14 protein-coding genes are annotated in these 16,812 nt (G+C 44.6%); 12 read left to right on the top strand and 2 right to left on the bottom strand.

The genetic code is table 11. From position 1 onward, the window contains the following. The first annotated feature begins 10 nt into the window (after window positions 1-10). From R7190_RS06630 to R7190_RS06575, 12 genes are all read left to right on the top strand, one after another. The gene (locus tag R7190_RS06630; RefSeq protein ID WP_005377636.1) at window positions 11-391 is read left to right on the top strand and encodes an Hpt domain-containing protein; all 381 of its coding nucleotides are present in this window, start codon (window positions 11-13) and stop codon (window positions 389-391) included. Between the two features lie 308 nt (window positions 392-699). Further along, window positions 700-2,226 (top strand): sigma-54-dependent transcriptional regulator, encoded by a 1,527-nt coding sequence (locus R7190_RS06625; protein ID WP_186584269.1) that lies wholly within the window; start codon window positions 700-702, stop codon window positions 2,224-2,226. After that, the gene (locus R7190_RS06620) at window positions 2,201-3,271 is read left to right on the top strand and encodes a glycosyltransferase family 4 protein (protein ID WP_318137531.1); all 1,071 of its coding nucleotides are present in this window, start codon (window positions 2,201-2,203) and stop codon (window positions 3,269-3,271) included. Before R7190_RS06625 ends, R7190_RS06620 begins: the two co-directional genes overlap by 26 nt. A gap of 144 nt (window positions 3,272-3,415) precedes the next feature. After that, window positions 3,416-4,600 (top strand): glycosyltransferase, encoded by a 1,185-nt coding sequence (locus R7190_RS06615; RefSeq protein WP_186584270.1) that lies wholly within the window; start codon window positions 3,416-3,418, stop codon window positions 4,598-4,600. Window positions 4,601-4,611: 11 nt separating this feature from the next. Further along, complete coding sequence (locus R7190_RS06610; RefSeq protein WP_186584272.1) at window positions 4,612-5,784, top strand: glycosyltransferase; 1,173 nt, start codon at window positions 4,612-4,614, stop codon at window positions 5,782-5,784. Continuing rightward, entirely contained in the window at window positions 5,777-7,207 is a 1,431-nt protein-coding gene (locus tag R7190_RS06605; RefSeq protein WP_213986341.1) for a lipopolysaccharide biosynthesis protein, read from the top strand. Before R7190_RS06610 ends, R7190_RS06605 begins: the two co-directional genes overlap by 8 nt. Then, window positions 7,204-8,568 (top strand): O-antigen ligase family protein, encoded by a 1,365-nt coding sequence (locus tag R7190_RS06600; RefSeq protein WP_162497020.1) that lies wholly within the window; start codon window positions 7,204-7,206, stop codon window positions 8,566-8,568. Before R7190_RS06605 ends, R7190_RS06600 begins: the two co-directional genes overlap by 4 nt. Window positions 8,569-8,683: 115 nt before the next feature. After that, the gene (locus R7190_RS06595; protein ID WP_186584276.1) at window positions 8,684-9,808 is read left to right on the top strand and encodes a glycosyltransferase; all 1,125 of its coding nucleotides are present in this window, start codon (window positions 8,684-8,686) and stop codon (window positions 9,806-9,808) included. Further along, window positions 9,805-11,238: a GumC family protein gene (locus R7190_RS06590; protein ID WP_005377649.1), complete on the top strand. Its 1,434-nt coding sequence runs from the start codon at window positions 9,805-9,807 to the stop codon at window positions 11,236-11,238. The genes R7190_RS06595 and R7190_RS06590 overlap by 4 nt, the downstream gene beginning before the upstream one ends. A gap of 221 nt (window positions 11,239-11,459) precedes the next feature. After that, window positions 11,460-12,578 carry a glycosyltransferase gene (locus R7190_RS06585; protein WP_186584278.1) on the top strand — a complete coding sequence of 373 codons (1,119 nt, stop codon included), beginning with the start codon at window positions 11,460-11,462 and terminating at the stop codon, window positions 12,576-12,578. Beyond that, window positions 12,571-13,761, top strand: a complete 1,191-nt coding sequence (locus R7190_RS06580) for a glycosyltransferase family 2 protein (RefSeq protein ID WP_064376584.1) — start codon at window positions 12,571-12,573, stop codon at window positions 13,759-13,761. Before R7190_RS06585 ends, R7190_RS06580 begins: the two co-directional genes overlap by 8 nt. Window positions 13,762-13,771: 10 nt before the next feature. Continuing rightward, entirely contained in the window at window positions 13,772-14,410 is a 639-nt protein-coding gene (locus tag R7190_RS06575; protein ID WP_005377654.1) for a sugar transferase, read from the top strand. Window positions 14,411-14,429: 19 nt separating this feature from the next. Here the strand turns inward: R7190_RS06575 and R7190_RS06570 are convergent, their stop codons facing one another. Both R7190_RS06570 and R7190_RS06565 read right to left on the bottom strand, forming a co-directional pair. Continuing rightward, entirely contained in the window at window positions 14,430-14,819 is a 390-nt protein-coding gene (locus tag R7190_RS06570; protein WP_005377656.1) for an ATP-binding protein, read from the bottom strand. Between the two features lie 126 nt (window positions 14,820-14,945). Continuing rightward, entirely contained in the window at window positions 14,946-16,526 is a 1,581-nt protein-coding gene (locus R7190_RS06565; RefSeq protein ID WP_186584282.1) for a BCCT family transporter, read from the bottom strand. Between the last annotated feature and the right edge of the window lie 286 nt (window positions 16,527-16,812).

The raw sequence follows: 16,812 nt of genomic DNA, 5'->3' as shown, positions 1-16,812 counted from the left end.
GAGCGCTATTATGACGATAAATAACACATTGACTATCGAGCAAGAATTAGTGGATGAGCATATTCTTCAGCAAATGATCAAAGATACGTGCGCCGAAATCATCCCTACCTTGATTGATCACTATGTCGAAGAGTCACGCGATCGCATGGAGAAAATAGAGCAAGCATTAAGCACAAAAGACCTTCAAACATTAGAGTTCGAGGTTCACACACTGGGCAGTTCTGCTCTCGCTCTAGGCAATCGAACGCTTTCAAGACAAGCAAGAATGATTGAGAAGTACTGTGTCGAAGGAAAAATACCAAAAGCATTGGAGCTTTGTGAAACACTTCCTCAACTCGCCAATGAATCGTTTGATGCGTTAGAAAAGCGAAAAGCTCAAGGGTTTGAGTAGTATCAGTGTCTTACTCCCTAGCAAAGCATCGCGTTTGATAAAGCGCGATGCCGACATCATCTCAGAAATTTAGGCTCCAAATTCAGTCACCCTCGCCAAGCCACACACCTTGAAATTATTTGGGTATAACTTAATCAATTAAAAAGTATGGATTTTTCGCAAATTTCCTACCTTGTGCTAATACTTAAATAACGCTTTTCTCAAATTGAGAATTTTCAGCACTAGAGAGCTATAAACCACTCATAATGCCAAATAGTAGTGCTGACAAAAATCATAAAAAATGAAACAAACTACGTTGGGATGGGACTATGAGACCAAGGGTGTTACTGGTAGAGGACTCTACTTCACTAGCCATACTTTATAAGCAGTATGTGAAAGACGAACCTTATGACATTTTTCATGTCGAGACAGGTCGCGAAGCGATTCAATTTATTGAAAGAAGCAAACCTCAGCTCATCATTCTCGATTTGAAACTGCCCGACATGTCTGGCGAAGACGTGTTGGATTGGATCAACCAGAATGACATTCCTACGTCCGTTATTATTGCTACGGCACACGGCAGCGTCGACTTAGCCGTTAATCTAATTCAAAAAGGTGCGGAAGATTTCTTAGAAAAGCCCATAAACGCTGATCGCCTAAAAACATCAGTCGCATTGCACCTTAAACGCGCCAAATTGGAAGATTTGGTGGAAAATATTCAGTCCAAGTTTGATCGCCACAACTATCACGGATTCATCGGTTCAAGCCTCCCGATGCAGGCGGTATACAAGACCATTGATGCTGTTGCGCCAACTTCTGCCAGTGTGTTTATTGTGGGAGAAAGCGGCACAGGTAAAGAAGTTTGTGCTGAAGCCGTCCACCGCCAGAGCGACCGTAAAGACAAGCCTTTTATTGCAATTAACTGTGGGGCTATTCCACGAGATTTGATGGAAAGTGAGATTTTTGGTCACGTTAAAGGGGCCTTTACTGGAGCAACAACAGATCGAAAAGGTGCGGCGACGCTGGCACATGGTGGTACGCTTTTTCTTGATGAGCTGTGTGAAATGGAACTTGAGATGCAAAAGAAGTTGCTCCGTTTTCTACAAACGGGCACTTACACCCCTCTTGGTGGCACTAGAGAAATGAAAGTAGATGTGAGAATCATTTGTGCCACTAACCGAGATCCATTAACAGAAGTAGAAGAAGGTCGTTTTCGTGAAGACTTATACTACCGTGTGCACGTTATACCTATCGATATGCCCCCATTACGTGAACGAGGAAGTGACATCGTCACGCTTGCCAAGCACTTCTTGACCACTTACGCCAAACAGGACAAAAAGAAATTCTCAACAATCGACAGTGAAGCTCAACATATCATCAAGCATTACGAATGGCCGGGTAATGTAAGGCAACTACAAAACATCATACGTAACATTGTGGTGCTTAATAACGACGAAAAAGTCACGGTGAGCCACCTACCCGCTCAACTTACTAAAAAGTCTAAAGTGACGAAAACAACGACGCCTGCGCATGTTGCTCAAGAGTCAACAAACATTGCACCAATCACACCACCACCTGTTTATACTGAGGAACCTTCACCTTCTGCGGTCGAACCGTCGATTACCGCAGCAGAGCAGCCTGGTACACCGGCCTCTGCTGCTACCTCACCGTACTTTAACTCTGATGGAACCATTCGCCCTATGTGGCAAGTAGAGCGTGAAGCAATTCAAAACGCAATTGCGTACTGTGATGGCAACGTCCTCAACGCCGCTGTCATGCTGGAGTTAAGCCCATCTACGGTTTACCGAAAAAAACAAGCGTGGGAAGCGGATGAAATTAATCTCGAACAATCTTGATAAACCTGCCATTGGTGAAATTTGGATCTTGCTTGATAGCCGTCTATTCGGCGGCATTGAAAGTCACGTTATCGAGCTAGCTCGGGGATTAATCGCCTTTGGAAACAAAGCTCGAGTTGTGCTAACCACTGAGTATTCGCCAGCCGCTCAAATTGTACAGAAGGCAAAAGAAGCCGCGATCCCTGTGAGTTACTTAAACTATTTGTCTGGCGAGCCCAATAAAGCTTTAAAAATTAAACACCTAACAAGCGCTGTCGCCAATAACCAACCCTCAGTGGTTCACTCCCATGGTTATAAAGCGTCGATTTTGTCGCGCTGCGCCAAACTGCTCACCCGTACGTTTCCTCGTTTGATTTCAACTTATCATGCTGGTGAATCGTCCTCAGGGAAGCTATGGCTATACGATTGGCTTGATAGAAGCTCAGGCAGCCTATCTGACTATTGCTTTGCTGTCAGTCCAAGTATTCAGCGCAAAGTTTTTTGTTCTTCAGAACTGCTGAATAACTTTGTTTCGATTCCCAACAGTCAACTCAACTATCAGGAGATCGCTTTTGTCGGCCGATTGAGTCAGGAAAAAGGCGCCGATCAATTTATTGAGGTAGCGAGGCTCTGTCCAACATTACAGTTTAGTGTGTACGGTGATGGCCCAGAAAAAGAATCGCTTAATCAAACTGCCCCTCCAAATGTGACTTTCTTCGGCCATCAAACCGATATGGAAGGTGTTTGGGAAAATATCAGCGTACTTATCATCTCTTCTCGTTATGAGGGTCTTCCAATGGCGGCGCTTGAAGCCATGTCGAGAGGCATTGCCGTGATGAGCTTACGTGTAGGTCGTCTTCCAGATATTATCCAAACGGGTAAAAATGGTTTTATCGTCGAAGACATTCCCTCTCTTGCTAAATGTCTTCATGACTGGATGTCGATTGGTGAAGCGCAACAATCACTCATTCGCCAGAATGCTCGACAAACCATCATTGATGATTTCTCAGCGCAAAGTGTGATTCCCGTATTGCTACAAAAATATCAAATTGAAACGGATCACTAATCCATATTGGTTCTCAATATGAGAATGATGAGTTCCAAACATAAATATCACATAAGATTCAATCACATAAACTAATGGCATATTTTGGCATCTCTATTGCAGCTCAGCAGTTAACGCAGATTAATGATGAGACAGAGGTGACTTATGACTACGCCAAAACGCATTCTATATGTTCATTATGGTGATAATTGGATTCGCGGCAGTGAAGTGGTGCTTCTGGATCTCATTTCAGGAATCGACCGCGATAAGTTTGAGCCATTCGTATGGTCCAACTGCCAACCATTAATCGATAAGTGCCAATCGCTCGGAATTGAAGCGGAACATTCAGCCTTCAATTTGGTGGGTGGTTGGAGCGCTCCGCGCTGGGATATTAGCGGGTGGAATAGCCTTATCAAACAAGGCTCAGCATTGATCGAAAAGCACAACATCGACTTGGTACACGTCAATAGCGGCGGCCCTTGTCAATGGATGTGTTTGGCTGCTCGCATGAATCATATACCACTTGTCACGCAACTTCATTGCCATTATACATTGCGCGATCGCTTCTCTCTCGGACTTCACCTCTCTCCAAAATTGATTTGCGTTAGCAAAGATGTTGGACGCGAAATTCTTCAGGACGGCTACCCACAAAACCAACTTCATGTCGTACACAACGGCGTGTCACTTCAAGGCGTGGATACACCCATCGACATTAAAGATCGCCTCGGAATCCCATCACAGGCCTTTACCTTTCTGTCGGTGGGTTCGCTGATTAAGCGCAAAGGGTTCGACCGCCTTATTCGCGCAATGCGCATGCACAACTACCACCACAACAACCCTCACCTTGTTATTGTTGGTGACGGCGAAGAAAGAGAAGCATTGCAACAGCTTGCATCGGATCTTGGTATCCAAGAGCGAGTGCACTTTGTCGGGGAGCAACACAATGCCGGAGAGTGGATGTGTGGTAATGCAGACGCTTTTATTAGCGGCGCCTATGAAGAGGCCTTTGGTCTCGTGCTCGGGGAAGCGGCTTTAGCTCAACTGCCTATCGTGGCTCCTAAAACGGGAGGCATTCCTGAGTTGTTCGAGCATAATCACTCTGCATTGCTGTACCAGAACAGTGGAATGGCGAGCCTGTTAAACGCGATTCAACAAGTCATGCAAGACGCGGCATTAAGAAACAAGCTGGCGGAAAACGCTTACCTACATGCTAGCCAGCACTTAACGACGACTGCATCTATCAACGCTATTGAACGTATTTACGAAGGTGAACTTAATAATAACGCCATTACACCAATGCCAATGACTCACTGCATGAAGCCTCTTTCACGCTGGTTGAGCATCAATTGAGGAGCCCGGTCATGAAACGTGTATTGATGTTCGACGCCATCCCAATGCAAGGTGGATCCAAAATCGCGAATGCAGAGCTCCTTAAGCAGTGCGATAAGCTGAACGTGATTGGTTATCTACTCACTACAAATCCAGAGCATTGGGCGTCACTGCTTAGTGATACACCGCGTGTGCAAGTTATAAAAATAAAACCATCACCATTTAACTCGACTCATGGCCTGACCTACTGGTTGATGAACGCTTACTACTTTCTCCAACTTCTCTACGCGTGCATGAAGCTGCCAAAAATAGATAGCTTTTTGGGCCTATCTTGCCCAAGTAATGATATGCCTTTGTACTTACTACGATTAATTAGCAAAAAGCCTGTGGTACAGATGGTTCATGGCCCTATCGGACGATCGAGATCTGCTGGCTACTGCTTAGTAAAAGCATCGGCAATTTACTACTTGGCAAACACCCGCGAATCAATGGTAGAAGCATTACAGGCCTACCTCAAAACAGAGAAGCCAGCCACCGAACGCTATTGGTGTGGTTTGAATACATCTACGTTTGTTAATGGATTATCGAAAGATCGCTGGCCAAAACAAGCGAATCCGATTTCAAGCCGCGTTTTCTGGGCAGCTAGCTTACTAAAATGGAAGAACATCGATCTTTTGCTTGATGCTTTAACACTTGATGAGTCGAAAAAGATCAAATCCACCGTGTGTTACATCAAACCTAACGTGGCAGGTGTGGAATATTCAACACCGGACTTCAACACACAAGGTGTTGAATGGCATGAGTGCCCAAACAACTTAGATGAATTGCGTTCACAGTGTGGTGTGTTTGTTTCCACCAGTCTCAACGAACCTTTTGGGTTATCTATTTTGGAAGCGCTCGCTGCAGGTATGTGTGTCGTCATTCCACATGATGATAGTTATTGGGACCGCGTGTTAACTCACGGCCGAAATTGTATTAAATACTCGCCTAACAATGTGGCTTCGTTACACAACGCAATTCGCCTTTTGAATGAATCGCCGTGGATGAAAGTAACGATGGGTATCGAAGCACTCAATGTTTCTCAACTATACACAGCCGAACGTTGTTATTTGCCAATCGCCCAGCACCTTGCTGCCGAAATTGCTACCAACAATGATTGCACACTCAAGACACCGCGAGACATCAAAGGATATGATCATGTCTAAAGCAATGACCAACATGACGCTATTTGCTATCGCCTTAGTGATCAATAAAAGCATCAGCCTAATCATGCTGCCTGTATTGCCCCACTTTCTCTCACCAGAACAAATGGGCAAGCTTGAGCTTCTAACAACCTTTGGTGTTGTTACGACCTTGTTTGTCAGTTTCGCTTTGCATGAAGCGCTTTATCGATTCGTCGGCGTTGAAAAGGATAAAAATACGCGCACAAGCCTACTAAACCAGCTGTACTCACTTGCTTTACTCATCGCTGGCGTCGTCGCTCTTAGCTTGCTCACTATCATTTTAATCGCCCCCATTCCCGCGCCTTTTACGCGAGTCGAATTTGCTATTGTTATGTTTGCCATCGTTCTAGAAGGCAGTATTGCAATCGGCACTGCCTGGTTAAGAACACAAGACGACAAAGCAAGAACTCTGCTTAACGTCATGGTCACTACCACCATTTTTCAGGTCATTTTTATCGTCGCGGCGCTGTCTGTTCATCCCCATGTTATTTCTGTTTTGTGGGGTGGCTTGTTGGCTGCTATTACTCAATTTGTTTGGCTGCACATCGTTAACCGTTACAATGTCACCCTGCCTAAGCTGACATTGGCAAAACAATACCTAAACTACTGCCTACCAATGATGATGGCCGGTTTAGTAGCATTTTGTCTCAATGGCGCTGAACGCTGGTTCATTGGTGCCAACACTTCTCTTGCGACGTTAGGGATTTACGCGATAGCGGTAAAATTTGCAGTGGGCATGTGTATTTTAGTGCAGCCGTTTGGCATGTGGTGGATGCCACGTCGATTTAACTACTTAGAAGGGCGCAAGAACACTGAAGCAGTGCGCATCACACACTTAGGTATGATTTACATTACAGGTTTGAGTGTAGTGGTCGGTACATTAGCAATGGTGATGATCACCTACTTACTGCCAGAAACCTATCATGAGGCGGTACTATTCAGCTTATTCTTGCTACCTATCGCCATGTTAAAAGAATGGAGTGAGTTGATTAACATCTCCATTTTGTACAAGCGTCGTACTCGCTGGCTACTGGGTATAAATGTCGTCTCTGCGTGCGTTGCGATTGCTTTGCTGTTTGGCTTATCTTCTCTGGGTATTTATGGTGTGTTCATTGCGCTTTATTACGCACAACTGTGTAAGCTGGGCCTGACTTATGTAGTAGGCCAACAATGTATGACGTTGCCTTTTCACCTAAGTCTGATGGTTTTATTACAGATTATATCCGGTGTGGCACTGTTCCTGCTTCACTCTTCACAATCAATAGGAATCGCCATCGCAATTTGCATTTTGACATGCAGTTTGCTGGCAGGGATAGCCACTCGCTACATGACTAAAGAGACGCTCAATGCTCTCACTCGATACATAGTGAAACGGCGTGGACAGGTGAAGAGATACTCGTTATGAATGAAACCAAGGTGAGAACAAAACAGTCCATCGCAGCACTGACGATCACTGTCGGTATCGGCCTGCTTTGGGTTGTTATGCCTCATCCCATTTTGATTGTTGCGTTGTGTTTCGCACCACTCGCGTTACTGTTTGTTCTCAATCAAACGTTTTGGCTTGTCACACTGTTCGTTATTTTTTCATTCTTTCGTATTCACGAAGCCTTTCCTGTTATCTATAACTTCAAGATCCCATTACTGTTATCATTGGGGGCACTCGCCGCACTCGCTTTTCACCTTCTTATAAGCCGCCAGATTACAGCTTTTTGGCACCCTTCATTAAAGTGGCTGTGTATATTTTGGGGTCTGGTGATCATCGGAATCATATTCGCTTCCAGTCGTGATATCGCAATAACGGTGTTCAAAAACACCTATTGGAAAATCATCATTATGACGTTGGCCATCACCTGGCTTATTACTAAACCTTCACAGCTCGCTCAGATGTCAAAAGCAATTATTTTCGCCGGATTATTGATTGGTCTAGTGGCATTACAAAACGCTGCGAATGGCATTGATCTGGTTGAAGGGACGCGCGTGTCGATAGGACGATCCATAGGTTCCGTACTTGGTGATCCTAACGATTTGGCACTAGTGCTGATGTTTCCCCTTGCCTTTACCGTTAGTCAATTGATGGAGAAACATTCCCCCAAGCATCTCAGACTCTTTGCCCTTATCACCTGTTTGGTTTTGTTCTTTGCGATCATCGAGACGCAGAGCCGCGGGGGGTTACTAGGTTCACTGTCTGTATTTGCCTACTTTGCTTTTAAACACATCAAAAGCAAAACATTAGTCTTGGTATTAGGCGCTATCGCAGCGATCGTACTCTACGCATTCGCTGGTATTTCAGGACGAGAATCGGGGGGAGCCGCTGAGGATGGTATAGATGCCTCTGCGATGGGGCGACTTTATGCGTGGGAAGCGGCATTTAAAATGGCGCTGCATCACCCGTTGACTGGCGTAGGTCTAGATAACTTCTACTTTAATTACTATTTCTATAGCCCACACTGGGATGGTATCAACCACGCCGTCCATAGTACTTGGTTTGGCGTGTTAGCAGAAACGGGTTTTGTCGGGCTCGCGGTGTTCATTACTTTAATTGTGTCATTGATCCGCACCTCTTTGCATTCCATCTCATTGCTGACACCAAAATCAGATTACACCCTCTCTGTAGGAGCAAACGCCGTGTTAAGTGGGCTTATCGGTACCATCGTATCAGGTACGTTTCTGACTCAAGGTTTCACTTGGCCAATTTACATTCTAGCGGCGTTAACGGTTGTCGTTAGCCGAATCGTTCAAAGTGATTGTCAAAATGAGAAATCCTAGTTTCAAACATAAACAAAACCCATAACTCACTGTTTTAAAATGGCTAATTCCTTGGCACGCATTGTGATTACTCACTTAATTAGTAATCAAATAACCAAGACTCAAGGAGAGCCACATGACGGACATCGTAGTATTTGGAGAAGATTTTGGTGGGTTACCCTCTTCCACTCAGCATATTGTCAAGCAACTAGCAGCGAACCATCGAATCCTTTGGGTGAACTCCATTGGCCTTCGTCAACCTAAGCTGGATTCTAAAGACATACAGCGTGCGTTAAACAAACTCACTCGTGTATTTCATAACGTAGGCTCACACAAGCCAACATTGGACTCTGAAACAAACCCAAACATTCACATCATCAACTTGCTCACCATTCCTGCCCCTAGTTCTGCATTAGCAAGAAAAGTGGCCGCTAAGATGATGAAACACCAACTCAATAAACAATTACAAGCTCTTGGTTTTGATAAGCCTGTATTTTGGACGTCGCTCCCGACTGCTGCCGATCTTTGTGCAGAAATGAACCCACGTGGACTGATTTACTATTGTGGCGATGACTTTAGCGCTTTAGCTGGTGTTGACCACGACACGGTGGCCAAGCACGAACGTACTCTTGTTAATGCGGCCAGCGTTATCTTTACGGCAAGCGAAACACTCTCCACCAAATTTCCATCTGGTAAAACCGTCACTTTGCCTCACGGTGTCGACTTTAGTCTGTTTTCTGAGCCAGCACCTAAGGCTGAAGATTTTCCTAATAATGGTCGCAAAGTGCTGGGCTTTTATGGCAGTTTGTCTGAATGGTTAGACTACGACTTAATTGCCCAAGTCGCAGACCAAGCGCCTGACTGGGATCTCGTGTTCATCGGCCCTAACGAGTTCAGTGATAATCCACTTCCACAAAGATGCAACGTATACTACCTGGGCCCGAGAGCGCATCACACTCTGCCACGTTACTCCCAACACTGGGATGCCAGTTGGTTGCCCTTTGTTGATAACGCTCAAATCAAGGCATGTAATCCGCTTAAACTTCTTGAGTACTTGGCAACAGGAACCCCTGTTATCAGCACACCGTTTCCTGCATTAATGCCCTACAAACATATGCTTCATGTGGTTCAAGATGTCGAAGACGTGCGTGCCAGTCTCGATCACCTCCTACCGCCACCGACAGATTCAAAGTCATTTGTTCAACAGCAAAGCTGGGAAGCAAGAGCCAACCAAGTTGATAAATTAGTGAGGGCGCTATGAACGATTTAAGAGAAAACCTCAGCGTACTGTTACATGGAGCTTGGAGACGTCGCTACATGATCGTTATTCCTATGCTTGTATTGCCTGTGCTGGGTTTCATCGTAAGTAAACTGGTTCCGACGACTTATGTTGCTCATACCAGCATGCTTATTCAAGAGACAGCGAAAATGAACCCGTTCCTTCAAGACCTTGCCGTCTCAACAATGCTTAAAGACCGATTGAGCGCACTCAGTACTCTGCTAAAAAGCCGACACGTTTTGTATTCTGTCGCAAAAGAACAATCGCTGATCAATGACGAGATGAGTGCAAAAGAGCAAGAGTTCATCATAAAAGATCTTGCGTCGCGCCTGTCTGTTCAGCCACTCGGTAAAGACTTCATTCAAATTCAATTGCAAAGTGGTAAATCAGAAGGAATGGAGTCGATGCTGCTGTCTGTCAGAGAGCATTTTGTCGAACAGCTTTTGGCTCCTGAGCGTTCTTCGATTAAAGATTCGAGCCATTTTTTGACTATCCACATCAACAAACGCAGGGAAGAACTAGACAAGGCAGAGCAAGCCTTTGCAGAATATAAAAATACTTACTCAGACGCGACACCCGAAATGCAAGCTCAAAGCCTTACTCGCCTTGCTAGCCTCAAACAAACGCTAGCCGAAAAGGAGGCGGAGCTTGCTGGTGTTTCACGAAGTCTAGGCAGTTTGGATCAACAACTATCCAAAACGAACCCGGTTATCGGTAAACTGGAAGAGCAAATCATCGACATTCGTAGTGAACTTACCCTGCTTCGCGCTAAATACACAGAGGCGCATAGTTTAGTTCAAGGTAAGTTGCGAGAATTAAACCGGTTGGAGCAGGAACGCTCGGTACTCTTAAACTCCAAACAACCAGAACTAAACAGTGCTCAACTATGGGATATCGCGAGTAATACCACAGTAAATAGTCTTGGCGAAGCACAGCCTCTACTTGTCTCCCAACTACATCAATTACAAATGATGCGCGGACGTTTTGAAGCACTTACGGAAGAAACCAACAGCTTGCGAGACATGATCCAAGAATTAGAGCGAAATGCGCACCAATTTGGGAGCACGGCAACAGAAATCAACCGCTTAGCTCGTGACGTCGCAGTGAAGAGAGAAATGTATGATGAACTCGTCGAACGCTATGAGATGGCCCAACTAACGGGTTCTTTGGGAGAGTTTGAAGAGAATAAGCGCGTAAAAATCATTGATGAACCGTTCACGCCAACGATTCCAACTAACTTACCTAGTTTTGTATTTGTCATTTTAGGATTTATTGGTGGCGCTGGTTTAGGCATTGGATTAGCGACGATACTTGAGTTAGCCGATAACTCTATCCGCTCAAAAAGAGCATTAGAAAAACACCTTGGTGTTCCTGTCATTACCACTTTACCTAACGTAGTGTACGGAAACTAACCGCCATAAGAACCCATTTACAAGCACTCGGTCGGCGAGTGCTTTTCTTTTACTACTGCCTTATACAGCCTCATAGCATGTCCACTAATATGAATCTCAAATTGAGAATAAACATAAAATCTCACAAGCATTAATATTAACTTATTGTTTTTAAATGATTAATTTTTTGGCACACAGTCTGCAATTCCTAAATAAACAAAGAACTCAACGAGGGTTTGAAAATGGAAGTCAGACAAAAACACAATAACACTAAGCACAGCAAAAAAGTGATATTACACGTCGTGCAACACTTAGCTCCTGGCGGTTTAGAAACGCTCGTACTAGAAATGCTTCGTTTTGCGCCGCCAAACCATTCCGTTTTTGTCGTGAGCTTAGAAGGAAGCAAAGAACATGCACTACAAGGCTGGCAAAAACTATTGCCCTACCAAGGCCAACTGCACTTTCTTAATAAAAGACCTGGATTCAGCGGGAAGACCATCGCTACACTGACTTCAATGATAAAAAGAATGCGACCAGACGTGGTCCACACCCATCATATCGGCCCACTTCTGTATGGTGGTATTGCTGCACGTTTAGCGCACGTACCTGTAGTTATTCATACCGAGCACGACGCATGGCACCTTAATAACAAAAAATCAGCTCGACTACAGTCCCTTTTGCTAACGATGATTCGCCCGCAAGTAGTTGCCGATGCGAACTTTGTCTCCTATCAAATACAGACTAAGCTAAAGTATCGCAAAGTTTGTACTATCCATAACGGGATTGACTGTCAGAAGTTTAAAAGCGGTGACCAAACGGCAACAAGACACTTGTTTGGACTTCCAACCGACAAAATCGTGATTGGCGTTGCCGGGCGTCTAGAAGCAGTTAAAGGCCATAAAGTGCTTATCGAAGCCTTCTCTCATCTTACGCCAAACACACACCTAGCCATTGCTGGAGATGGTTCTCAGCGAGCTCAATTGGAAGCACAAGTTAGAACGTTAAAACTTGAAGATCGAGTAACCTTTTTAGGCTTGGTCGACGATATGCCCAGCTTTTACCAAAGCCTAGACTTGTTTTGCTTACCATCACTTCAAGAGGGATTTCCTCTCTCAACCCTCGAGGCTCAAGCATGTGACATTCCTTGCGTCGCGACGGATGTTGGCGGCGTGAAAGAGACGCTCTGTCCGAACAACAGCACACTGGTTGAAGCAAATCGCGTGTTTTCGTTGGCCGAAGCGTTATCACAGCAACTGGAATCATCACACCATTCTCCTCGAACTTTTATTCTCAAACACTTTGATATCAGAGACATGGTGAGTCGCTACTCACGTTTGGCCAAGGAGGCTAGCTATGAATGATTTACTTTGGATTATAGGGTTTGGTTTATCCGCGTTTTTGATTGTCTATCATCACGTTGGGTATCCACTGCTCCTTAAGTGGCTTCCTTTAAAACAGCAAGACGAAACCAAAGCACCATTTGTAGAGCGAGCTTACAAAGCCTCCAAAACAGACAGCCAGCTACCCTCTATTACTGTCATCGTGCCCGCCTACAATGAAGAACAATGGATAGCAGAGAAGATCCGTAACCTTGCGAGCCTAGACTACCCGAGGGATAAATTAAGAGTAGTGATCGCATGTGATGGCTGCACAGATAACACAGCCGAGATTGCTCAAGCGACAATTCAAGAAGCAATCTGCTCTGATACTCTGTTCATTATTAATGATCACCAAGTCAATCGCGGTAAAGTTGCCCTACTCAACGAAGAAATGCGTCATGTTAGCTCGGACATTACCGCACTGAGTGACACGTCGGCATTGATTTCTTGCGATTCTCTATTGCTAGCTAGTCAGCATTATCAAAATGAGAACGTTGGAGTGGTTAACGCAACATATCAAATAATGAGCACTGATAACCAAGGTGAAGCGGCGTATTGGCAATACCAGTCTCGAGTAAAGCACCAAGAATCTTTGTTAGGTTCAACGATTGGTTCCCACGGTGCGTTTTACACTTTCAGAACTCACTTATTTGAACCACTGGAAGTTAGCACCATTAATGACGACTTTATTCTCCCTATGAGAATCGTTTTGCGAGGCTATAGCGCTATTTACGAGCCAAACATGCTGGCTCTTGAACTAGAACAGAGCTCAGACAACGCAGATTTCAAGCGGCGCCTAAGAATTTCAGCGGGTAACATGCAGCAGCTCATGCAATTAAAGAAATTACTGCTACCTCGTTATCGTGGCACTGCCTTTGCATTTCTATCGGGAAAGGTTCTGCGCTTAGCAACACCCTATTTGATGATTGTTTGCTTTATTTGCTCACTACTACTGGCACACAATCCGCTGTTTCAAGTAATGCTGTTCGCACAAGTTGGTATTTACAGCATCGCGCTTATTACTTACTTAATGCCAGCACTTAACACTATTAAACCTTTTAAGCTGATTAGCTACATCGTCATTGGTCATCTCGCCAACTTTATCGGCGGTATGAAGTATTTGCTCGGAATGGAAAATGGACGTTGGAAACGCGTCAACCAATAAGGAAAGCATCATGAAAAACTCACGCTACGATTCAAATGTATGCCACGCAAAAAGAACGTTTGATGTACTGGTTGCAATGCTTATTTTGGTCGTCACTGCACCACTATTCCCATTTATCGCGCTAGCGATCAAAACCACATCGAAAGGCCCTGTGATTTATCGCCAACTGCGAGTAGGACGCTGCACACCAGAAAAAATGGATCTTTTTCAAATCATGAAGTTTCGCACCATGTATATTGATGCAGAGCAACGCTCTGGCGCAGTATGGGCAACTGAAAATGATCCCCGCATCACGCCAGTAGGACGCTTTTTACGCAAAACGCGTTTAGATGAACTACCTCAACTGTTTAATGTGTTGAGAGGTGAAATGTCGATGATTGGGCCGCGCCCAGAACGCCCAGCTTTCTACCAGAAATTAGAAGATGAAATCCCCTATTTTGTAGAGCGCACATATGGCGTGTTACCGGGTATCACAGGCTTAGCTCAGGTTAACCAAGGCTATGATGCATGCATTGAAGATGTAAGACGCAAAGTTGGGTTTGACCACAGTTACGCACTAAGCTTAGGTTCGTTTTACTCTTGGATTTCAATGGACCTTTCAATCATGAGCAAAACATTCGTTGTGATGATTGACGGACGAGGTCAATAGCTTCCGGTTCTGGTAACGGTCACTCTTGCCACTGGCGGCGCATCTTTTCTATCGTCGCTGGTGGCACGTCATGAATGCTTTGATACGCTCCGTGACACACTTTAATTTCCACCTCGATGCGCTTCTTCATGCAGTAGTCCATGTAACGCTTCATCTCCCAATGTCGAACAAACGTATTGCTCACAATCACGACTCTCCCTTTGTTCAACCACTTTCTAGTTTGCTGAAAACACCACTCATGCGCTTGAGGTAATTGAACCGGTTCAAAGTGATAATCACCTTCATCATTTTCAAAATACATGTCAGCTTCAAAATGCTTAGCACCAAGCTCTATTGCCAGTTGTTTTGCTAAGGTTGTTTTACCTGAACCCGGAAGTCCACGAATAAGAATGAGTTTAGCCAGTGACATAATGCAGTTTAATGAGGTGGAAATAAGCCTAAACTGTAACGAAATTATTGGAAAAGAAAAGTAGAAATAAAAAATGCCGAGCACATAAGGCTCGGCATTTAAACTCAATCATGGATCGCGTTGTATTTATTTGTAAGCTGGCAGTTCAGTTCTTAACCCTTTCACCAAACTTACGCACATCAACAGCAGAACAAAAGTAAACGGTAACCCTGTTGCAACAACGCCTGATTGCAATGCTTGCAAGGCTTCTTTACCACCAACCCAAAGCATTACGGCTGCAATTGCGCCTTCAATACACGCCCAGAAAATGCGTTGCGGTACTGGTGCATCAATCTTACCACCGGCGGTAATACTATCGATAACCAGCGAGCCAGAGTCTGACGATGTAATAAAGAATACCAGAATCAGCACGATAGAAAGAATTGAAATCACTGAGCTATACGGAAGCGCATCGTAAACATGGAACAGAGTCAATGAAATATCAGTTAGGCCATTTGCACCTAGCTCACCAACTTTATTCACCACTTGGTCAAGCGCGATACCACCAAACACAGACATCCAAATCAAAGTAACAACTGTAGGAATAACGATGACTGCGAATAAGAATTCTCGAACCGTACGACCTTTAGACACACGCGCGATAAACATACCAACAAACGGTGACCAAGATACCCACCAAGCCCAGTAGAATACCGTCCAGCCGTGCATCCAAGTTTCATCTTCACGACCGTGAGGGTTACTCAATGGAATAATATTTTCAATGTAAGCCATTGTTGTGTCGCGTAGCGAGCTCCACGCCGTATCAAACGTGATGAAGGTAATGAAAATAAGCAGCGCAAACGCAACCACCATATTAACGTTACTCAGTAGCTTAACACCACCATCAATACCACGAATCACTGATAGCACCGCGATAAAGGTAACGAAGGTGATCACAATCATTTGTGTACCAATGCCGCCTTCTAGACCAAAGACATGGTTAATACCACTGGTCGCCTGCTGAGCACCTAGACCTAGCGACGTTGCAAGACCAAATAGCGTCGACAAAACGGCAAGGATATCAATAACGTGACCTAACCAACCCCATGCACGGTCACCAAAAATTGGATAGAACGCCGCGCGCAATGAAAGTGGTAAACCTTTGTTAAAGGCAAAAAACGCTAATGCTAGTGCAACGAGTGCGTAAATACTCCAACCATGTACACCCCAGTGGAACATAGTGGCACCCATCGCGAGGGATTTTGCTTCTTCGGTGTATGGTACTGCGTTAAGTGGCATTCCCCACCAATCAGTGAAATACGCGGTCGGCTCAGCCACACTCCAGAACAGAAGACCAATACCCATACCCGCGGCGAAAAGCATCGACAACCAAGAAACGGTTGAGTGATCCGGCGTTGCTTCTTTGCCTCCTAAGCGGATTTTACCTAGCGGAGAAAAAAGAAGAGCAACGGCGAACAATAAGAAGAAGTTTGTCGACCACATAAAGAACGCATCAAACTGTTCGATAATTCCGTTTTTTAGACCGTTTAATACGTCACGAGCAGTGGTTGGCTCAACAAGAAGAAGTGAAATCAGACAGAAAACAACGAGCCCCGCACTAATGCCAAAAACCGGGTTATGTATATCGAATCCCCACTTTTGAACGTTATCCTGTCCAACCTGATAATCGGTTGTATCAATACTATATTTTTTAAATGCATTATCCATAAATACAAATTTAACGTGAATTTGAAACGCCCCTCAGGTGAGAAGAACTCCAATACCGCCCTCCATTAATTTGAACTCTAAAGTTTTAAAGCGGGACGAATTTTAGCAGCAATCACATATTTTTGCAAAAAGTCGTGGTTTATTGCATTTTAGGCTCAATTCGAGACAGATGAAGGGGAAATAATATCAACACAAAAATTATGAGGTCTAACGATTGATTTTGTCGTAGGTTGTAGACTAGAAAAGACACAAGAAATACTTAAGTTCATAGCCAGTCACTGCGCAA

It is taken from the genome of Vibrio sp. 1078-1 (assembly GCF_033340475.1).
This window is presented reverse-complemented; position numbering and strand designations above follow the sequence as displayed.